At 62.2% G+C, this 18,192-nt stretch carries 18 protein-coding genes; 4 read left to right on the plus strand and 14 right to left on the minus strand.

Annotation, left to right across the window (positions count from 1 at the left end; genetic code table 11):
- Window positions 1-79 precede the first annotated feature (79 nt).
- From F3Y30_RS15425 to F3Y30_RS15440, 4 genes are all read right to left on the minus strand, one after another.
- Window positions 80-1,174, minus strand: coding sequence for an ABC transporter ATP-binding protein (locus F3Y30_RS15425; protein WP_203423577.1), 1,095 nt, complete (start codon window positions 1,172-1,174; stop codon window positions 80-82).
- Window positions 1,175-1,176: 2 nt separating this feature from the next.
- Window positions 1,177-2,067, minus strand: a complete 891-nt coding sequence (locus F3Y30_RS15430) for a carbohydrate ABC transporter permease (RefSeq protein ID WP_203423579.1) — start codon at window positions 2,065-2,067, stop codon at window positions 1,177-1,179.
- A gap of 9 nt (window positions 2,068-2,076) precedes the next feature.
- Window positions 2,077-2,970, minus strand: coding sequence for a sugar ABC transporter permease (locus F3Y30_RS15435; protein WP_203423581.1), 894 nt, complete (start codon window positions 2,968-2,970; stop codon window positions 2,077-2,079).
- Window positions 2,971-3,103: 133 nt separating this feature from the next.
- Window positions 3,104-4,348 (minus strand): ABC transporter substrate-binding protein, encoded by a 1,245-nt coding sequence (locus tag F3Y30_RS15440; protein ID WP_203423582.1) that lies wholly within the window; start codon window positions 4,346-4,348, stop codon window positions 3,104-3,106.
- A 508-nt stretch (window positions 4,349-4,856) separates the two neighbouring features.
- Between F3Y30_RS15440 and F3Y30_RS15445 the strand changes: the two genes are divergently transcribed.
- Entirely contained in the window at window positions 4,857-5,852 is a 996-nt protein-coding gene (locus tag F3Y30_RS15445; protein ID WP_203423584.1) for a LacI family transcriptional regulator, read from the plus strand.
- Window positions 5,853-5,913: 61 nt separating this feature from the next.
- Here the strand turns inward: F3Y30_RS15445 and gndA are convergent, their stop codons facing one another.
- The 5 genes from gndA to ccoG all read right to left on the minus strand — a co-directional run bounded on the left by gndA (window position 5,914) and on the right by ccoG (window position 12,043).
- Window positions 5,914-7,344, minus strand: coding sequence for an NADP-dependent phosphogluconate dehydrogenase (gene gndA / locus F3Y30_RS15450; RefSeq protein ID WP_203423586.1), 1,431 nt, complete (start codon window positions 7,342-7,344; stop codon window positions 5,914-5,916).
- Between the two features lie 137 nt (window positions 7,345-7,481).
- The gene (ccoS, locus tag F3Y30_RS15455) at window positions 7,482-7,679 is read right to left on the minus strand and encodes a cbb3-type cytochrome oxidase assembly protein CcoS (protein WP_203423588.1); all 198 of its coding nucleotides are present in this window, start codon (window positions 7,677-7,679) and stop codon (window positions 7,482-7,484) included.
- A complete protein-coding gene (locus F3Y30_RS15460; RefSeq protein WP_203423589.1) occupies window positions 7,676-9,967 on the minus strand; it encodes a cation-translocating P-type ATPase in 2,292 nt (763 codons plus the stop codon). The genes ccoS and F3Y30_RS15460 overlap by 4 nt, the downstream gene beginning before the upstream one ends.
- Window positions 9,942-10,463: a FixH family protein gene (locus tag F3Y30_RS15465; RefSeq protein ID WP_203423591.1), complete on the minus strand. Its 522-nt coding sequence runs from the start codon at window positions 10,461-10,463 to the stop codon at window positions 9,942-9,944. Before F3Y30_RS15465 ends, F3Y30_RS15460 begins: the two co-directional genes overlap by 26 nt.
- Window positions 10,463-12,043: a cytochrome c oxidase accessory protein CcoG gene (gene ccoG, locus F3Y30_RS15470; protein WP_203423593.1), complete on the minus strand. Its 1,581-nt coding sequence runs from the start codon at window positions 12,041-12,043 to the stop codon at window positions 10,463-10,465. Before ccoG ends, F3Y30_RS15465 begins: the two co-directional genes overlap by 1 nt.
- Window positions 12,044-12,178: 135 nt before the next feature.
- Between ccoG and F3Y30_RS15475 the strand changes: the two genes are divergently transcribed.
- Together F3Y30_RS15475 and F3Y30_RS15480 are read left to right on the plus strand one after the other, a co-directional pair.
- Window positions 12,179-12,589 (plus strand): SRPBCC family protein, encoded by a 411-nt coding sequence (locus F3Y30_RS15475; RefSeq protein WP_203423595.1) that lies wholly within the window; start codon window positions 12,179-12,181, stop codon window positions 12,587-12,589.
- The gene (locus F3Y30_RS15480) at window positions 12,589-12,945 is read left to right on the plus strand and encodes a VOC family protein (protein ID WP_203423596.1); all 357 of its coding nucleotides are present in this window, start codon (window positions 12,589-12,591) and stop codon (window positions 12,943-12,945) included. The genes F3Y30_RS15475 and F3Y30_RS15480 overlap by 1 nt, the downstream gene beginning before the upstream one ends.
- A 159-nt stretch (window positions 12,946-13,104) precedes the next feature.
- On the opposite strand, the gene ccoP is transcribed toward F3Y30_RS15480, so the two are convergent.
- From ccoP to ccoN, 4 genes are read right to left on the minus strand one after another with little or no spacing between them, the layout of a single operon-like run.
- Window positions 13,105-13,968 (minus strand): cytochrome-c oxidase, cbb3-type subunit III, encoded by an 864-nt coding sequence (gene ccoP / locus F3Y30_RS15485; RefSeq protein WP_203423598.1) that lies wholly within the window; start codon window positions 13,966-13,968, stop codon window positions 13,105-13,107.
- Between the two features lie 2 nt (window positions 13,969-13,970).
- A complete protein-coding gene (locus tag F3Y30_RS15490; RefSeq protein WP_203423600.1) occupies window positions 13,971-14,123 on the minus strand; it encodes a cbb3-type cytochrome c oxidase subunit 3 in 153 nt (50 codons plus the stop codon).
- Between the two features lie 10 nt (window positions 14,124-14,133).
- Window positions 14,134-14,865, minus strand: a complete 732-nt coding sequence (ccoO, locus tag F3Y30_RS15495) for a cytochrome-c oxidase, cbb3-type subunit II (protein WP_203423602.1) — start codon at window positions 14,863-14,865, stop codon at window positions 14,134-14,136.
- Window positions 14,866-14,876: 11 nt separating this feature from the next.
- Complete coding sequence (gene ccoN, locus F3Y30_RS15500; RefSeq protein ID WP_203423604.1) at window positions 14,877-16,502, minus strand: cytochrome-c oxidase, cbb3-type subunit I; 1,626 nt, start codon at window positions 16,500-16,502, stop codon at window positions 14,877-14,879.
- Between the two features lie 210 nt (window positions 16,503-16,712).
- On the opposite strand from ccoN, the gene F3Y30_RS15505 reads away from it, so the two are divergent.
- Window positions 16,713-17,207, plus strand: a complete 495-nt coding sequence (locus F3Y30_RS15505; protein ID WP_203423606.1) for a hemerythrin domain-containing protein — start codon at window positions 16,713-16,715, stop codon at window positions 17,205-17,207.
- Window positions 17,208-17,262: 55 nt separating this feature from the next.
- On the opposite strand, the gene F3Y30_RS15510 is transcribed toward F3Y30_RS15505, so the two are convergent.
- On the minus strand, window positions 17,263-18,192 hold the full coding sequence (locus tag F3Y30_RS15510; RefSeq protein WP_203426637.1) for a lipid A biosynthesis lauroyl acyltransferase: 930 nt from the start codon (window positions 18,190-18,192) through the stop codon (window positions 17,263-17,265).

Consider the following 18,192-nt stretch of genomic DNA (forward strand, 5'->3'; position numbering starts at 1 on the left):
GCATTGCCGCGGCACTCGCATTGCCAGCGCCCGTCGGCGGGATGCCGGGCGACCGCTGGGATGTGATCTTGGGGGCCGACTAGATGCGTTCCTCGGTCTTAGCGTCAAACAACGAGGCAAGCCCCATGTCGAAACTGAGCCGCACTGCAGTACCCGGCTGGAACCGGCGCGAACCCGCGATGCGCACGGACATGGTGTGCCCCGCATGCTTCAGCCACAGCAGGTTGTCGGCGCCCATCGGTTCTTCGATGTCCACCACCGCGACATGCTCCAGGTCCGCACCCTCGTTGACCCTGACGTGTTCGGGACGAACGCCGAGGACGACCTCGCGACCCGGCACCAGAGGCGCGCCCGATCGATACCCATCGAGCGGAAAGGACACGCCGTGGGTGACGAATTCCGGCTTGCCGTCAGCGCCAGCGACAAGCTCGCCGCGCAGGAAGTTCATCGACGGCGAGCCGATGAAGCCCGCGACGAAGAGATTCCTGGGCGCGTTGTAGATCGTGTTCGGATCGGCGAGCTGCTGGATGACGCCGCTCTTCATGATCGCGATGCGGTCTGCAAGCGTCAGCGCCTCGATCTGGTCGTGCGTCACGTAGATCATCGTGTTCTTGAGCGACTGGTGGAGACGCTTGATCTCCACGCGCAGCTCGGATCTGAGCTTCGCATCGAGGTTCGAGAGAGGCTCGTCGAAGAGGAAGACGTCGACGTCGCGCACGAGCGCCCGCCCGATCGCCACGCGCTGGCGCTGTCCGCCGGAAAGTTCCGAGGGCTTGCGCTTCAGGAGCGGCTGGATCTGCAGGATCTCGGCGGCACGCGCCACGCGTTTGTCGATCTCGGCTTGCGGCACCTTGGCCACGTGTAGGCCGAAGGAAAGGTTCTTTTCCACGGTCATCTGCGGATAGAGCGCATAGGACTGAAACACCATCCCGATGCCCCGGTCCTTCGGCTCCTCCCAGGTGACGTTCTTGCCGTTGATGAAGATCTGTCCGTCGGTGACGTCGAGAAGCCCCGCAATGCAGTTGAGCAGCGTAGACTTCCCACAACCGGACGAGCCGAGCAGCACCAGGAACTCGCCATCGCCGATATCGAGGTTCAGCTGGTCGAGCACCGTCACGGCGCCGAAGCTGAGTGTGAGGTCTTTGACGGATACGCTTGTCGATGCAGTGTTCATGCTTATCCCTTCACCGCGCCGGCGGCGATGCCGCGCACGAAATATTTCCCGGAGAAGAAGTAGATGGCGAGCGGCACGGCCCCGGTCAGGATGGTTGCCGCCATGTTCACGTTGTATTCCTTCACGCCCTGCGTCGCGTTGACGATGTTGTTGAGCTGGACGGTCATCGGGAAGTTCTGCGTACCGGCGAAGATCACGCCGAAGAGGAAGTCGTTCCAGATGCCGGTCACCTGAAGGATCACGGCCACGACCATGATCGGGACGGACATCGGCAGCATGATGCGGAAGAAGATCTGCCAGAAACCCGCCCCGTCTACGCGCGCCGCCTTGAAAAGCTCCTGCGGGAGCGAGGCAAAGTAGTTGCGGAAGACCAGCGTCAGGATCGGCATGCCGAAGATGGTGTGGATGATGATGATGCCGGTCAGCGTGCCGAAGACGCCAGCCTCGCGGGCGAGGATCACCAGCGGGTAGAGCATTACCTGGTAGGGAATGAACGAGCCGAAGATCAGGATCGTGAAGAACACGTTCGCGCCCTTGAAGCGCCAGTAGGACAGCGCATAACCGTTGATCGAGGCGATCAGGATGGAAACGATGACGCTCGGAACGGTGATCTTCACGGAATTGAGGAAGCCGACCTTCAGCCCTTCACAATAGAGGCCCGTGCAGGCGGAATCCCATGCCTTGACCCAGGGTTCGAAGGTGATCTCCACGGGTGGCGAGAAGATGTTTCCGAGGCGGATTTCGGGCATGCCCTTCAGCGACGTAATCACCATCACGTACAAGGGAAGCAGATAGTAGATGGCAGCGAATGCGAGCACCCCGTAGATCATGATCCGGGTCGGATCGAGGAGGCGCTTCGGACGGCTGCCGGACGGTTCGACGACGGTGGCCATGTTTCCCCCTCAAGCCTTCTTCTTCGGACCATATTCGTAATACATCCACGGAATGAGGATGATGAACACGGTGACGAGCATGATGGTTGATGCGGCTAGGCCCTGGCCGATATTGCCGCGTGCGAACATGAAGTCGTAAACGTACTTGGCCGGCACCTCGGACGAGATTCCAGGCCCGCCATTGGTGAGCGCCACGACGAGGTCATAGAGACGGACGATGCCCGCAGCGACGATGACGAGCGACGTGATGAAGGTCGGCCGCATCATCGGGATCACGACGAATACGTAGGTCCGCCACTTCGGTATGCCGTCGACGCGGGATGCCTTCCAGATATCCTCGTCGATCGTTCTCAAACCCGCCAGCATCAAGGCCATGACAAAGCCGGTCCCCTGCCAGACGCCGGCGATGAGAAGCGCATACATAACGGTGTTGCGGTTTGCGATGATGTCGAAGGTGAAGCCTTCCCAGCCAAGGTCGCGCACCGCCTGCTGCAGGCCAAACGTCGGGTTGAGGATCCACTGCCAGACAACGCCCGTGACGATGAAGGAAAGCGCGAACGGATAGAGATAGATGGTGCGGAACGTGTTCTCGAACCGGATCTTCTGGTCCATGAAACAGGCGAGAATGAACCCGACCGTGAACGAGAACAGCAGGCAGAACACGGCGTAGAAAGCGATGTTCTCCAGGGATATGATCCACCGCGACGTGCGAAAGAGGCGCCTGTACTGGTCAAGGCCGACGAAGTCGTTGATGGGCAGCGCCCTCGACGACGTGAACGAATAGTAGACTGTCCAGAGCGAGCAGCCGACGAAGACGACAAGGGTCGTCAGGATCATGGGGATTGCCGCTATCTTGGCGCTGGCATTGCGCGTCAAGGACGACGGTTTTCGCGCAACCGACATGGTTCCTCCTCAAAATCAAAGCTTCGCGGGCGCACGCACCCGCACCGTCCCTGCAAGGCCCAGGGCCGCCGCAGGGACCGCGTGGAGCTTCACTGTGCCCGCCCGCCGGCGGACACAGTGCGAAGCATGCGAGCTAGTTCGCGGCCTCGATGATTTCGACGAAGCGTTCCTGGCCTTCCTCGACGGACATGTCGGGATTGTTGAAGAACTCGACCCACAGATCCTCGAGCTGCCCCTGGGTATCGGAGGAGAATGCCTGTTCCGTGGCCGGCAGGATATTGGCCGGGTCGTCCAGGATCTTGATACCCTTCTGCATGCAGGCGTTCGCGGCCGACATGTCGATATCGCCGCGGATCGGCAGGGAGCCCTTCTTCAGATTGAAGGCAACCTGCAGGTCCTTGGAGACAAGCAGAGAGGCCATCTTCAGCTGCGCATCCACCACGTCCGGATTGTCATCCTTCGGCCGGGGGAAATAGAAGGCATCGCCACCGGTATCAAGCACCGGGTTGAGGCCGAGGCCGGGAAGGCAATCATATTCCTTGCCCGCCGTCTGGCCCGCCACCTGGAACTCGCCCTGCGCCCAGTCGCCCATGATCTGTGCGCCGGCCTTGCCGGTGATCACCATGTTGGCCGCGTCGTTCCACGAACGCCCGACGGTGCCGTCGTCGACGAAGTTACGCGCCGCCGCCATGGCGTCGAACACCTTCTTCATCTGTGGCCCGGCGGCCGCCTCGGCGTCCTTGTCTACATTGATCTTCTTGTAGAAATCGGCGTCGTTCAGCGCAACGAGGAACACGTTCGCCATACCGAGGAGCTGCCAGGGTTCGCCGCCCACAGCAAGCGGGATCACGCCCTTTTCCTTCAGCTTCGGCGCCTCTTCGACGAACTCGTTCCAGTTCGAGGGAACCTTGAGCCCATTACTCTCGTAGACACCGCGGTTCAGCCACATCCACTGGAACGAGTGGATGTTCACCGGAACGCAATAAATCTTGCCTTCATAGGTGCAGGCATCAAGAAGCTTGGCCGGCCGGATGAAATCCTTCCACCCTTCCTTTTCGGCAATTGCGGTCAGGTCGGTCATCAGCCCGGCCTTCACCAGGTCCTCCGCGTCGCGACCTGTATTGAGCTGGGTTGCGCCCATCGGATTGCCGCCGGTGATGCGGCTGATGATGATCGGTCGCGCATTGCTGCCGCCGGCGATCGCACCATCCACCCAGTTGATGCCCGCCGCGTTAACGGCATCGGCCATCACCTTCACCGCAGCGGCCTCACCGCCCGACGTCCACCAATGGGTGACCTCCAGATCGACTGCGTGAGCAGCACTGAACGGAAGCGCCACGGTTGCGGCCAACGCGGCCACCAGATTACGGAATTTCATGAGTCTCCTCCCTCACTGAAACGTTGCAGGCGAAACTTAGAGCAAAGGTTTTGAACACGCAACCGCCCACACAAAAATTCTCCCCAGCCACCTGCAAGTCACGGAAATTGCATTAAAAACAGGCTGTTTCGGCTGGAATATTTGGCAGAATTCGACAGAGACGTTTCAAGCGCATCGGTATAACATCCTGTTTTATATATTATTTTTCTTCATGAGAAAAATTCCACACGGAAAACGCTCGAAAACTGCACAAAATCCTCCACGATCCGCCGGAAACTCACTCCGGCAAGCTTTTCCAGGTGGCAGGCGAGAATTCGCTCGACAAATGACCTGTATCGTTACAGATTTTCACCTCCATGTGCGGGGGGAGTAGCGGCCGGACGCAGAGCATGTATAACCGGCAGCAAAGCGGAGAGGTTCAGGCGGGGATGGAAAGCAGCGGAAGAGAGGGGCGCGCCGGGGGCCTCCCGCAAACAATGAGCGGCCGACGCTGAAAACGATTGCCTTCATGACAGGCCTCGGCATCACGACCGTATCGCGCGCCCTGAAGGATGCACCGGACATCAGCGCCGAAACGAAGGAACGGGTGCGGCTGGTTGCCCGCCAGATCGGATACCAGCCCAACCGGGCCGGCGTTCGCCTCAGAACGGGCAAGACCAACGTCATCAGCCTCATCCTCAGCCTCGAAGAGGAGATCATGGGGCTCACGAGCCCGATCGTGGTCGGTATTTCGGAGGTTCTCGCCTCGACCCAGTACCACCTCGTCGTGACGCCCTACCGCGCCTCGGGCAATCCGCTGGACCCAGTCCGCTATGTCCTGGAGACGGGTGCAGCAGACGGCGTCATCATCTCGCGCACGGAACCCAAGGACCCGCGCGTAGCGCTGATGATGGAGCGAAACTTTCCCTTCGTGACCCATGGCCGCACGGAGATGGGCTTCACCCACCCGTATCATGACTTCGACAATGAACGGTTCGCCTATGAGGCAGTCCGACGGCTGACGGAAAAAGGCCGCAGGCGGCTCATGCTTCTACAGCCGCCGCCTTACCTCACCTTCCACAGGCACATGCGGTCTGGTTTCGAGAAGGGATTGCGCGACTTTGGGGCAACGGCGGTTCCGTTCGGCCAGGTCGACCTCGATTCCAGCCTGCAACAGATCCGGGACGCCTGCGAGGAAGTGATGCGCCAGCCGAACCCGCCGGACGGGATCGTCTCGGGCAGCGGTTCCGGCGCGGTTGCACTTGTGGCCGCCGTCGAGGCAACAGGTCGTAAGCTTGCAGTCGACCTGGACGTTGCCGCGAAGGAGCCGAGCAGCTTCCTGCAATGGCTGCGCCCCGAGATCATGACCATGCGTGAGGATATAAGGCTGGCGGGACGCGAGCTTGCAAAGGCCGTGCTCTCCCGGATCGAGGGCGTGCCCGCGTCCGAACTTCGCACCCTGAGCTATCCGATCACCACTGGCGAAGCCGCCGGCACGGTGGGTCTCACGCAAGTCGAGACGTGAAAAAGGCCCGGCTGCGTGCCGGGCCCTCGCATTTTATCCCAAACGTTTATGGGAAGCCGTATCAACCGTTAAGGCCGCTTCCCCACGGACCATGGTGGCTGTCCTTGCCGTCCACGCGGTCGAAGCCGTGTGCACCGAAGAAATCGCGCTGGGCCTGGATGACGTTCGCCGTGCCGCGACCACGACGGTAGCTGTCGAAGTAGCCGAGCGCCGAGGCGAGAGCGGGAACGGGCAAACCACCGAGCACGGCCGCCGAGACGACGCGGCGAAGTGCCCCGTCGGTTTCCTTGACCATCGCGGCAAAGGCGGGCGTGACGATCAGGTTGGCGGAGTCCGGAGCCTTGGTGAAGGCGGTGGTGATTTCGTCCAGGAACTGCGAGCGGATGATGCAGCCTGCGCGCCAGATCTTGGCGATCGTCGGCATCGGCAGGTTCCAGCCGAATTCCTTTGATGCGGCGGACATCACAGCGAAGCCCTGCGCATAGGCGCCGATTTTCGAAGCGAGAAGCGCGCTCTCGAGGTCCTTGATGAAGGCCTGCTTGTCGGCGACCTTGAATTCACCGACTTCAGGAAGACCGAGGATCTTCTCCGCAGCTTCGCGCTCATCCTTCATGGACGAGATGCTTCGGGCAGCGACGGCAGCCTCGATGCCCGTGGCCGGAATACCCATGTTCTGGGCTTCGATGACCGACCACTTGCCGGTGCCCTTCTGGCCGGCCTTGTCGAGGATCATGTCCACGATCGGGTTGCCGGAGATGGGATCAGCAGCCTTCAGCACCTTTTCGGTGATTTCGATGAGGTAGGAATTGAGGCGTCCCTTGTTCCAGGTGCTGAAGACCTCGCCGATTTCGCCGGCGCTCATCTTCAGTCCGTCGCGCAGGATGCCGTAGATTTCCGCGATCATCTGCATGTCGGCATACTCGATGCCGTTGTGGATCGTCTTGACGAAGTGGCCGGCACCGTTCTCGCCGAGCCAGTCGACGCAGGGAACGCCATCATACTTGGCAGCAATCGACGTCAGCACCTTCTCGACGCGCTTCCAGGACTCCTCGGTGCCGCCGACCATGATGGACGGACCATGGCGTGCGCCCTCCTCGCCGCCGGAAACGCCCATGCCGATGAAGGTAAGGCCGCTGTCCTTCAACTGGTCGAAGCGGCGCATGGTGTCGCGGAAGTTTGCGTTGCCGGCATCGATCATGATGTCGTTCTTCTCGAGGTAGGGCTTGAGAAGCGCCATCTGCTGATCGACGGCATCGCCTGCCTTGATCATGATGATGATCGGGCGCGGCGGGCGGATGGCGGCGACGAACTCCTCGATGGTTTCGCATGGAACCACCTGGTCCTTCAGCGCGCCCGCTTCCTCGTAGAACTCCTTGGTCCGTTCGACGGTGCGGTTGAACACCGCAATCTTGTTGCCTTTTTCGGCAATGTTGAGCGCAAGATTCGATCCCATTACACCGAGACCGATCAGCCCGATTTCCGCCTGTGCCACGTCTGTACCTCCGTAAGGAAAAGCGCAGACATCCGGTGGGAGATCCGGGGAAAATCGCTGCGCATAATATTGAACCTCTGCCGGGCGGTAGAGGGCCGCCCGACTCCGGCAGCCGGTGTTTTGGCACTCAAATCGATTTACGACAAGTGATTGTTTGGCCGATCGGCCGTTTTCGGCGCCCCCTGTTGCGTGACGCCGTCATCGTCCTCCAGCACGCGCCAGGCCGCACCTTCGATGTCCTCGTACTGCCCGCTTCTGAGTGCCCACAGAAAGGCTGCAAGCCCTAGTCCGCCGAGGAAGAGTGCAATCGGGATGAGAAACACCAGCGTATTCATGTGGCAGGCACCGCTCCCAGATCGGACAAGTGTGCCTTGGCCGTCTCCTGAGCAGGGGGAGCCGGACGGCGAAGGCGCAGCGAATTGACCACGACGATGATCGACGAAGTCGACATCGCAATCGCCGCCACGAGCGGCGTTGCATGGCCGAGCATGGCTACGGGAACCGCAATGACGTTGTATCCGATCGCGAGCGCGAAGTTCTGCCGGATGAGCCTCCCTGCCCCACGCGAGATATCGAGAGCGAATGGAACGGCATCGAGGCTCTCGTGCAGGAACACGAAATCCGCCGCCTGCCGGCCGACGTCGGCAGCCGTGGCGGGCGCCATGGAGACATGCGCGGCCGAAAGCGCCGGAGCATCGTTGATCCCGTCCCCGACCATCAGGACCTTGGCGCCCGCGGTTTGAAGCGCGGCCACCGCCTCGGTCTTGCCCTGCGGCGAGAGCGCCGCCTGCCACCTGGAAATGCCGAGCGTTTCCGCAAGACGCGCAACCGCCGGCGCCCGGTCCCCCGAGAGGATCGAGAGCTTCAACCCGGCGTTTCTCAGCCGGTCGAGTGCCGCGCTAGCGCCCGCCCTCGGCGCATCCTCGAACCGGAAGGCGGCAAGTTCGGCGCCGTCGCGCGACAGAACCACCTCCGTGTAGGGCGTCTCGTCGGTCGGTGAAGCGCCAGCCGGGCATGCGAATGCACGTCTGCCGAGACGATAGGTGCCGCTGTCGTCGGTCGCCTCCAGCCCCTCTCCGGGTCTCTCAGTCACAGCATCGAAATCATATCCTCGTTCGGGCAGGCCTGCGACGAGGGCACGCGAAAGCGGGTGGCGCGAATGTCCGGCAAGCGCGACCGCGATCGCCTGATGGCCGGGATCGCCATTCGAACGGCCGACAAGGCGAGGCTGGCCGAGCGTGAGGGTTCCCGTCTTGTCGAACACCGCCGTATCGATGGCGGCGAGCCTTTCCATTGCCGAACCATCCTTGACCATGACGCCGCCGGCGAAGAGCCGACCCGCGGCCACCACCTGCACGACGGGCACGGCGAGCCCCAAAGCGCAGGGGCAGGTTATGATGAGGACCGCGACGGCGATCAGCATCGCGTGTTTCCAGTCGCCGTCATAGGCGCCCCACGCGAGGAACGAGGCGAGCGCAAGCAGATGCACGACCGGTGAATAGACCTGGGCAGCCCGATCGGCGATACGGCGATAGCGCGCGCGCCCGCCTTCCGCGGCCTCCATCAACGATATCACTTCGGCAAGAAACGAATCCCGGGCGAGCGCTATCGCCTCGACGACAAGAGAACCGGTGATGTTCATTGCACCCGCCTCGAGCTGTTCCCCCGGCCCCACGGCGAGCGGAGCGCTCTCGCCATTGACGATCGAGCGATCGATATCGCTGGTACCCGTCACCACCCTGCAATCGACCGGGATGCGCTCGCCAGCGGCAATCGCAAGCCTGTCGCCAACCGAGATCTCCTCGACGCGACGGTACTCCCTGCTGCCGTCACCACCCACCAGCATCGCCCCGCGCGGCGAAAGCCGCGCCAGCCCGGTGATCGCCGACCGCGCCCGGTCGCGCATGACGTGGTCCAGTGTCCGGCCGATGAGGAGGAAGAAGAGCAGCGACACGGTCGCATCGAACCACGCATGCTCGCCATGGTGGATCGTCTCCCAAAGGGATACGCCGTAAGACAGTGTGACCGCGAGCGAGATCGGCACATCCATGTTGGTGTGGCCATGCCGGAGCGCATTCCACGCCGACCGGTAGAAGAAGCGGCCGGCATAAACGAGCGCAGGCCCGGCAATCAGTGCCGAGATCCAGTGAAACAGATCGCGCGTCGCTGCCTCCGCTCCCGACCATACCGAAACCGACAGAAGCATGATGTTGACAGACGCAAACCCCGCGACCGCGACCGCGCGGATCAGGTCGTTGCGCAGGCCGTCCTCACCCGCGGCCGCCGGTGAAAAGAGATGAGCATCGTATCCACAGGCGCGGATGGCGGCGGCAATCGCCTGAGGATCGACGGCGCGCGCGCCGTCGCCTTCCTTCCACACAACGGTTACCCGGCGCGACGACAGGTTGACGCGCGCGCGTTCCACATCCGGGAGGGAGCGCAACGCACCCTCGATCTTGACGATGCACGCGCCGCAATGGACCCCCGGCACACTGAGATCGATCTGCCGCAATCCGTTACCGAGGTCGCGGCTCGCAAGACGCATCTCTTCCGAAGATGGCAGGCCGTAGGCAGTCGCATCCGGACTGAACGCCGTGTCAGTCCCCGGGGCGCAGCAACTCATCTGACGCCCCCGCGACAACGGTTCTGACCGTCTGGTGGAAGACCTTCCGGCCGTCCTTCATGGACACGATGTCGGCTATCCATTGTCCGGGCGCGAGCCTTCTCGCCGCCTCGAACACACCCGGATCCCGGACGGAAAGATCGAGGCTGAAGTCTTCGCGCTCGTCGACAGGCCGCTTGAAGATCGCGGTGACGCTGTCGGCGGCAAGCGGCCTTCCTGTGCCGTCGAAAAGGCGATAGGTCACCGTCTCGCCCCAGATGATGAGCTCTCCGCGTTTGCCGCTTGCCGCCAGCGCATTCGCCTCGGCGACCTTGGCATTGAACTGTTGGCTGGCGACATAGGTGTTCTGCACCACAAGGCCGCTCCAGCTGCTGATCGCATTCCATGCCATCACGAGATTGACCGATATGATCGTGCCGAAGAACAGCACCATCACGGCGAGCATGTGCCAGCCCGTGAAGACGAATCCGTCGCTGCGTTGTTCCGAATTTTGCATCAGTTCGCTCCAGGCATGTTGAAACGGGCGGAGTAGACATCGCGCTCATGGCTTGCGGGGTCTTCCGCAACCAGGGTGAACCCTTCCCCGGCATTCGCGGCAAGTTCCCGAGGAAGGGTGACGAACACCCTGACGGTCGTAACCTTGTCGGCATCGGCGGGGACCGCGAACAGCCGGCCGTCGCCGCTGTCGTGCCCCGAGATCTTCATCATGGCGCCCGCCAACCCTTCCATCGACACATTGATCACGCGGTTCTCGGGGATCATGTTGAGAAGCTTGATGGTGTAGCCGTTCCGGACCGAGCCGTCGGATTCGATGACGTATTGCGGATTGCGATCATGGATGACGTTGAGTTCCAACCGGTCGCGCGTAAGGAGGGCATATAGCAGTGCGACGCCGGCGAGCATCCAGACGGCCGAATACATCAGCGTGCGCGCGCGGAAGATGACGTGCCAGTCGAAGTGCCCCACTTGTTTGGAAAATTTGCCGTCCGGCTGGCGCACGCGCCGCGGATCGATCGCCTTCGTGCCATCGTCTGTCGCCAGCGCCATGTTGGTGGCGTAGTCGGAGAGCGTCGCATAGGCGATAAGTCCCCGCTCCTTGCCGAGCTTGTCCATGACGCCATCGCAGGCGTCGATGCAGAGCGCGCAGGTGATGCATTCGAGCTGCTGGCCGTCGCGGATGTCGATACCCATCGGACAGACGGCGACACAGGCATTGCAGTCAACGCAATCGCCGACGCTTTCGCCGGCTGCAGCGGCCTTCTTCGCGTGACGCGTACGAGGCTCGCCACGCCAGTCGTTGTAGGTGACGACCAGCGAATTTTCGTCCAGCATCGCCGCCTGGATGCGAGGCCACGGGCACATGTAGGTGCAGACCTGTTCGCGCATCAGGCCGCCGAACACGTAGGTCGTGGCCGTGAGGATGGCCACGGTGGCATAGGCGACGAACGGCGCGTCGAGCGTGAAGAGAGTGACGACGAGGCGCGGAGCATCCGCGAAATAGAATATCCAGGCGCCGCCTGTCGCGACCGCGATCAGAAGCCAGACGGCGTGCTTGGCCACCCGCTTCCTTGTCTTGTCGAAGCTCCATGGCCCGGCATCTAGCTTCATGCGGGCATTTCGATCGCCCTCGATTGCCCTTTCGACGACGAGGAAAAGATCCACCCAGACCGTCTGGGGACAGGCGTAGCCGCACCAGGCGCGCCCGACGGCAGAAGTGACGAGAAAGAGGCCGAAACCGGCCATGACGAGGAGGCCGGCGACGAAGAAGAACTCCTGCGGCCAGATCTCGATGAAGAAGAAATAGAACCGCCGTCCCGCGAGATCGATCAGTACCGCCTGGTCGGGCGCATGCGCGCCTCGGTCCCAGCGCATCCACGGCGTCAGGTAGTAGATCCCGAGCGTGATGAACATGACGATCCATTTGAAGCGGCGAAACTGGCCCTCGGCACGCTTCGGAAAGATCTTCTTCCGCTTTTCATAGAGGGGCTTGCGCATCCGTGCCGAATTGACCGGCTCGGCTTCGAGCCGCTCGACCGGGGAGCCGTTGCTGGACTGTAAGGCATCGTAGATGTTCATGGCGAGGCACCGTCTTTCCCGTCTGTCATGCCCGTCGGCCTCCCCTCGCTCCTTGACTTAAGTCAATAACGGCGCTTGCCTGCCCTCTGCCCGGATGCGACAAATCGGCCAGCATGGGGAGAAGGGAGCGAAGACATGGCAACGATGCCAGCCCGCATCATCCACCGGTCGATCGCGCGTGACTGGCGGGAGGTCTATGCTTTTGCCTCCAGACCGCAGAACATGCCGCAATGGGCCTCGGGCCTCGCCTCGGGGCTTGTGCCGGACGGCGATGAATGGATCGCCGACGGCGGGCCGATCGGCAACGTACGCGTCCGCTTCGCCGCCCCAAATGAATTCGGTGTCATCGACCACAGGGTGACGCTCTCCGATGGCCTGAGCGTTCACAACGCGCTGCGTGTGGTGCCGAACGGCGACGGGGCCGAGGTCATGTTCACCCTGCTGCGCCTGCCTGGCATCGATGATGCCGCCTTCGAGGCGGACGCCGCCCATGTCGCCCGCGACCTCGAAGCCCTGAAGGCGCTGATGGAGAAGGGAACTGTGTGATGGGAACGCAAGGCAACGACCGCCGGATCGACTATATCGAGTTCAACGTCGCGGACATCGCCCGCTCGAAGACGTTCTACGGCAGCGCCTTCGGGTGGACCTTTACTGACTACGGCCCGCAATATTGCGAGTTTCAGGATGGCCGCCTTACCGGCGGCTTCACGACGCTTGCGCCGGTGAACGCCGCCGGCGGTCCGCTGGTCATCCTCTTTGCCGACGATCTCGAAGACGCCGTCGCCCGCGTCGAACAGGCCGGCGGCAGCATCGTCAAGGCGATCTACTCGTTTCCGGGCGGCCGCCGATTTCATTTTGGAGATCCCGACGGTTATGAACTGGCGGTGTGGTCGGATCGATAGACCGTCGCTCCCGCTGAGCCGGCCGGAAGCTCCCCGCATCGCCGTTGCGATTCTCCCGGAACAATGAAGGGGCCGCCCGTTCCTGGAACCGGCGGCCCCAACAGTATAGATCCGGGGGCCTACGCACTGTGAGCGGCAGGCCCCCGGCCTCAGGCTCTCTTACTCTCCACCTCCCAGCGAGTGGACGAAGATCGCCAGTTCCTTGACCGTGGGCTCCCCGAGGCGCGGGAGCCAGGCAGGCATGACGCCATGCTTCGGCGAACGCATCTGGTTGGCCACGGCCTGCTCGCCCTCTCCCTTGAGCCAGATTGCATCGGCGAGATTGGGCGCGCCGAGCTCGCGATTGCCCTTTGCGTCGTCACCATGGCAGGCCGCACAGTTCTCGGCGAAGATCGCCTTGCCCGGTTCAACCATGCCGACATCGGAGGGCGTCCCGGTGAGGCTCACGACATAGGCGGAAACCTCTCTTATTTCCTCCGGCTTCAGCATGTCCCCGAATGCGGGCATTTCGGAAATCCGGGTCTCCTCATCGCCGGGATGGCGGATGCCGTGTGCAATCGTCTGGTAGATGTCGTCGACCGTGCCGCCCCAGATCCAGTCGTCGTCGTTGAGGTTCGGAAAGCCCTGCGAACCGGCCGCACCGGAGCCGTGGCACTGTGCGCAGTTGACCTTGAAAGCGGAGGCGCCCGCCGAGACGGCGAACTGCGCGAGCTGGGGATCCGCAAGGATGTCCTGGAGCGACGAGGATGCGATACGGTCGAGGGAACCGGTCTGCGCAGCCTTGGCCTCCGCGAGTTCCACCGCGACGTCGGCCCGGCTCGAGAATCCGAGGACGCCCTTCGTCGCATCCGTGAGCATCGGCAGTGCCGGATAGGCGATCATGTATCCGAGCGCCCAGACGATCGTCGCATAGAAGGTCCAGACCCACCACCGGGGCATCGGATTGTTCAGTTCCCGGATACCATCCCATTCATGGCCGGTGGTTTCGACACCCGAAATTTCGTCGATGTGCTTGTCAGCCATGATCAGTCCTCTTTGAGGGGAATTGCGGCGGCGTTCTCCGCTGCCTTGCGGGCACCCGGCCGGAACAGGAATACGACGACGGCGAGGAAGAACAGCGTCATGGCCAGAAGGCCCCAGCTGTCCGCGAAGTGGCGCATGGCGGTATAGGTTTCCATCGTGCCCTCCTCAGCGATAGCCGCTTGCGTCGTCATAGGTGGAGAAGTCCACCAGAGTGCCGAGCATCTGCAGATAGGCGACCAGCGCATCCATTTCGGTGAGCTTCTGAGGGTCGCCGTCGAAATCGCCGATCTTCGCCTTCGGATAGCGGGCCTCAAGGCCGGATGTATCCGCATTCGGATCGGCCTGCGCCTTCAGGTCGGCCTCGGCATTCTCGATCATCGCGTCGTCGTAGGGCACGCCGACCGTCCGGCTCGCCTTGAGATTCATTGCGACATCCCGCACGTCCAGCCGCGTCTCCTTGAGGAAGGCATAGCTCGGCATGACCGATTCCGGCACCACCGAGCGCGGCTCGACGAGATGCTGTACGTGCCACTCGTTCGAGTAGCGGTCACCGACGCGTGCGAGATCGGGGCCGGTTCGCTTGGAACCCCACTGGAAGGGATGGTCGTACATCGACTCTGCCGCCAGCGAGTAGTGACCGTAGCGCTCCACCTCGTCTCGGAAGGGCCGGATCATCTGGCTGTGACAGACGTAGCAGCCCTCGCGGATGTAGATGTCGCGTCCGGCGAGCTCCAGCGGCGAGTAAGGCCGCATGCCCTCGACCTTCTCGATGGTGTTCTCGAGGTAGAAGAGCGGCGCGATCTCGACGATACCGCCGATGGTCACCACCAGCAGCGAGCCGGCGAGCAGCAGGGTCGCGTTTCGTTCGAGCAGTACGTGCTTATCAAGTATGGACATCGGTCCACCTCCTATTCAGCGGGCTGCAGCGCAGGAACGGTGCCCGGCATGCGGGCCTCGTCACGCTGGTACCCAAGGATCGTCATGGTGATGTTCCAAGCCATGATCAGCGCACCGGTCAGGTACATGGCTCCGCCGACCGCCCTGAGGACGTAGTAGGGGAACATGGCGGAGACCGTTTCGGCGAAGGAATAGACGAGGAAGCCCTGGTCGTCGTACTCGCGCCACATGAGGCCCTGCTGGATGCCGGCGACCCACATGACAGCCGCGTAGACCACGATGCCGAGGGTGGCGAGCCAGAAGTGCCAGTTGACGAGGCGCAGACTGTAGAGCCGCTCCCTGCCCCACAGCTTCGGCGTCAGATAGTAGACAGCACCGAAGCTGATGAGACCGTTCCAGCCGAGAGCGCCCGAATGCACGTGGCCGATCGTCCAGTCGGTGTAGTGGCTGAGCGAGTTGACGGTCTTGATTGACATCATCGGTCCCTCGAAGGTGGCCATGCCGTAGAAGGCAACGGCCATCACCATCATGCGCATGATCGGGTCGGTGCGGATCTTGTCCCAGGCGCCCGAGAGCGTCATCAGGCCGTTGATCATGCCGCCCCACGAGGGCATCCAGAGCATGATCGAAAACACCATCCCCAGCGTCTGTGCCCAGTCGGGAAGAGCTGTGTAGTGCAGGTGGTGCGGACCCGCCCAGATGTACATGAAGATCAGCGCCCAGAAGTGGATGATCGACAGCCGGTAGGAATAGACGGGGCGATTGGCCTGCTTCGGAATGAAGTAGTAGAGCATGCCGAGGAAGCCGGCCGTCAGGAAGAAGCCCACCGCATTATGGCCGTACCACCACTGGGTCAGCGCATCCTGCACGCCCGAGAATGCCGAGTAGCTCTTCACTCCGAGGAACGAGACGGGGATTGCAAGGTTGTTGACCACGTGCAGCATCGCGATCGTCACGATGAAGGACAGGTAGAACCAATTCGCTACGTAGATGTGCGGTTCCTTGCGGGTCAGGATCGTGCCGAGGAATGCCACGAGATAGGCAACCCAGACCACCGTCAGCCAGAGGTCGACGTACCATTCCGGTTCGGCATACTCGCGCCCCTGCGTGATCCCGAGCAGATAGCCCGTCGCGGCCATGACGATGAACAGCTGGTAGCCCCAGAACACGAACCAGCCGAGATTGCCGCCGAAGAGCCGCACCCGCGACGTGCGCTGGACCACGTAGAAGGAGGTCGCGATCAGCGCATTGCCGCCGAAGGCGAAAATGACCGCCGAGGTATGAAGCGGCCGCACGCGACCGAAATTGAACCAAGGTTCGATATTCAGGTCGGGAAAGGCAAGCTGCAGCGCCACGACGACGCCGACGAGAAAGCCGACGACACCCCAGAACACCGTTGCGATCACGCCGTACTTCACCACGTCGTCGAAGTAGCCGGAGCGATCCGGATCGGACGCTCTTCCCGCCGAGACCGGGGCGAAGGAGATCCGTCGCACCATGACCACCGTGCTCACAAGCAGCACGAAGAACAGCACCCACATATGCGCCTGAAACAGGCTGTCATGGGCAAAGGCTGCCCCAAGCAAGGCCGCGAAGGCCCCAATGGCCAGTAGCGCGGTTTCGGTTCCGTATTTCATCGTTGGCATCCCCCAACCGTAAGTTACCCGCCACGGCAACCCGTCAGAGAATCCGGGATCCGTAGTTGTTGGAGGCTTCGCAAATGCACGCAACCGTCACCTTGACTTAAATCAAGGCGGTTGCGTTGGCGCGGAGGCATCACATTGACAGGTTGACGCAGGCAGATGCCTTGGTGATGCCAGCTGCCCTGAAACAACGGAAATACGCCAATGACGGACAGTGATCTGTGTCAGGAAAATGTTGGACGGCTGCTGTCGGATGCACCGGAGAACGCCGTCTCTCTCGCATGGCTCGACGAGGCCCACGCGGAACAGCTGCGCCTCTGCCAGGCCCTCGAGGAAATCGCGGACAGCCTGCCCTCGAATGTGAACCGGCAGAAATGCATCTACGCAGCCAAAGTGCTGGGGCCGCTCGTCTATGGCGTCCACCGGTATGAGGAGATGGTGCTCTTCCCGATGCTCGCGCGCAGCGTGACCAGGCGAGCTTCGTTGTCAGCGACGATCTCGCGGTTGAAGTTCGAGCACTTCGAGGACGAGTGTTTCGCCGAGGAACTGACCGATGCCCTGCTCCGCCTCGGCCGCAGCGATCCCACGGTCAACGCCGAGGCGACAGGTTACATGCTGCGCGCCTTCTTCGAGGCGATGCGGCGACACATCGCCTTCGAGCAGGAGTTTCTCCTGCGCGATTTCAGAATGATGCAGTGACCGCTTGAACAGGTGACCTCGCCACGCGCCGGCGGGCGTTCCCGATCGACGCTCGTCAGGTGATCAGGCCGCGCTTGATGTTCCAGCGGTCATGATACCAGAGCCATTGGCCCGGATATTCCCGCACCCACTGCTCCACCTTGTCGTTCAGCATCTGAGCGGTCGCTTCGACATCCACCGCCCCGTCCTCCTTGCGCGGAACGGTGATGGCGGGTTCGAGCTCGAGCCGGAAGCGGTTACCGGGAAGCCTGATGCAGCGGGCCGGGAACACCTCGCAGCCGAACTGGCGGACCAACTTCGCGAGCAGCGGATTCGTCTGGACGTCGCGGCCGAAGAACTTCGTCTTCAGTCCCTTGTTGAACTTCTGATCGACGAGAACGCCGACGGCCCCGCCATTGTCAAGCTTGCGGGCCAGCGTGAACGACGAGCCCGCATGCGACGGCACGAGATTACCCATGCGCGCCTTGCGGAACTCGAACACCTTGTCGGCGACGTAAGGATTGTTCGGGGGCCGGAACAGCACGGTCACGTCGAGACCGAAGGCCGCACCCGCAACGGGCAGGAGCTCGAAATTGCCGGTATGCCCGGTAAAGACGATGAACGGCCGCGGATTGTCGCGCAGGTCCACGAAGAGCGGAATGCCCGAGACCTCAACCCTTCCCTCGCCTTCGCGAAAGGGATCGAAGTCGAAGAGTTCGTCGAGGAAGACATACTCGGCGGCGAGCCGGCCCATGTTGCCCCAGCTGTCGAGCGCGATCGCCTGGATCTCCGCTTCCGGCTTTTCCGGAAACGCATTGCGCAGGTTGGTGAGCGTGAGGATGTGGCGCTTCGTCTTCGGCCCGATCCATCGGGCAAAGCGATCGGCGAAGTTCATGGCGCTGTCGGCCGGAAAGAGCTTAAGCACGTTCAGCAGCCCGAACACGAACTGGGCAATCGCCCAGTGCTGGAACTTCCGAAGCGCCAGAACGATGCGGGTGATTACCAT

The sequence above is a fragment of the Sinorhizobium sp. BG8 genome, assembly GCF_016864555.1.
GTDB lineage: Bacteria > Pseudomonadota > Alphaproteobacteria > Rhizobiales > Rhizobiaceae > BG8.

Coding starts and splice junctions, on each gene's coding strand:
- F3Y30_RS15475 (WP_203423595.1), top strand. CDS start 12,179: ATGGCAACGATGCCAGCCCGCATCATCCACCGGTCGATCGCGCGTGAC.
- F3Y30_RS15425 (WP_203423577.1), bottom strand. CDS start 1,174: ATGAACACTGCATCGACAAGCGTATCCGTCAAAGACCTCACACTCAGC.
- ccoO (WP_203423602.1), bottom strand. CDS start 14,865: ATGTCCATACTTGATAAGCACGTACTGCTCGAACGAAACGCGACCCTG.
- ccoN (WP_203423604.1), bottom strand. CDS start 16,502: ATGAAATACGGAACCGAAACCGCGCTACTGGCCATTGGGGCCTTCGCG.
- F3Y30_RS15435 (WP_203423581.1), bottom strand. CDS start 2,970: ATGTCGGTTGCGCGAAAACCGTCGTCCTTGACGCGCAATGCCAGCGCC.
- F3Y30_RS15480 (WP_203423596.1), top strand. CDS start 12,589: ATGGGAACGCAAGGCAACGACCGCCGGATCGACTATATCGAGTTCAAC.
- F3Y30_RS15465 (WP_203423591.1), bottom strand. CDS start 10,463: ATGCAAAATTCGGAACAACGCAGCGACGGATTCGTCTTCACGGGCTGG.
- ccoP (WP_203423598.1), bottom strand. CDS start 13,968: ATGGCTGACAAGCACATCGACGAAATTTCGGGTGTCGAAACCACCGGC.
- F3Y30_RS15460 (WP_203423589.1), bottom strand. CDS start 9,967: ATGAGTTGCTGCGCCCCGGGGACTGACACGGCGTTCAGTCCGGATGCG.
- F3Y30_RS15490 (WP_203423600.1), bottom strand. CDS start 14,123: ATGGAAACCTATACCGCCATGCGCCACTTCGCGGACAGCTGGGGCCTT.
- F3Y30_RS15505 (WP_203423606.1), top strand. CDS start 16,713: ATGACGGACAGTGATCTGTGTCAGGAAAATGTTGGACGGCTGCTGTCG.
- ccoS (WP_203423588.1), bottom strand. CDS start 7,679: ATGAATACGCTGGTGTTTCTCATCCCGATTGCACTCTTCCTCGGCGGA.
- ccoG (WP_203423593.1), bottom strand. CDS start 12,043: ATGAACATCTACGATGCCTTACAGTCCAGCAACGGCTCCCCGGTCGAG.
- F3Y30_RS15430 (WP_203423579.1), bottom strand. CDS start 2,067: ATGGCCACCGTCGTCGAACCGTCCGGCAGCCGTCCGAAGCGCCTCCTC.
- F3Y30_RS15510 (WP_203426637.1), bottom strand. CDS start 18,192: ATGGTAATCACCCGCATCGTTCTGGCGCTTCGGAAGTTCCAGCACTGG.
- F3Y30_RS15445 (WP_203423584.1), top strand. CDS start 4,857: ATGACAGGCCTCGGCATCACGACCGTATCGCGCGCCCTGAAGGATGCA.
- F3Y30_RS15440 (WP_203423582.1), bottom strand. CDS start 4,348: ATGAAATTCCGTAATCTGGTGGCCGCGTTGGCCGCAACCGTGGCGCTT.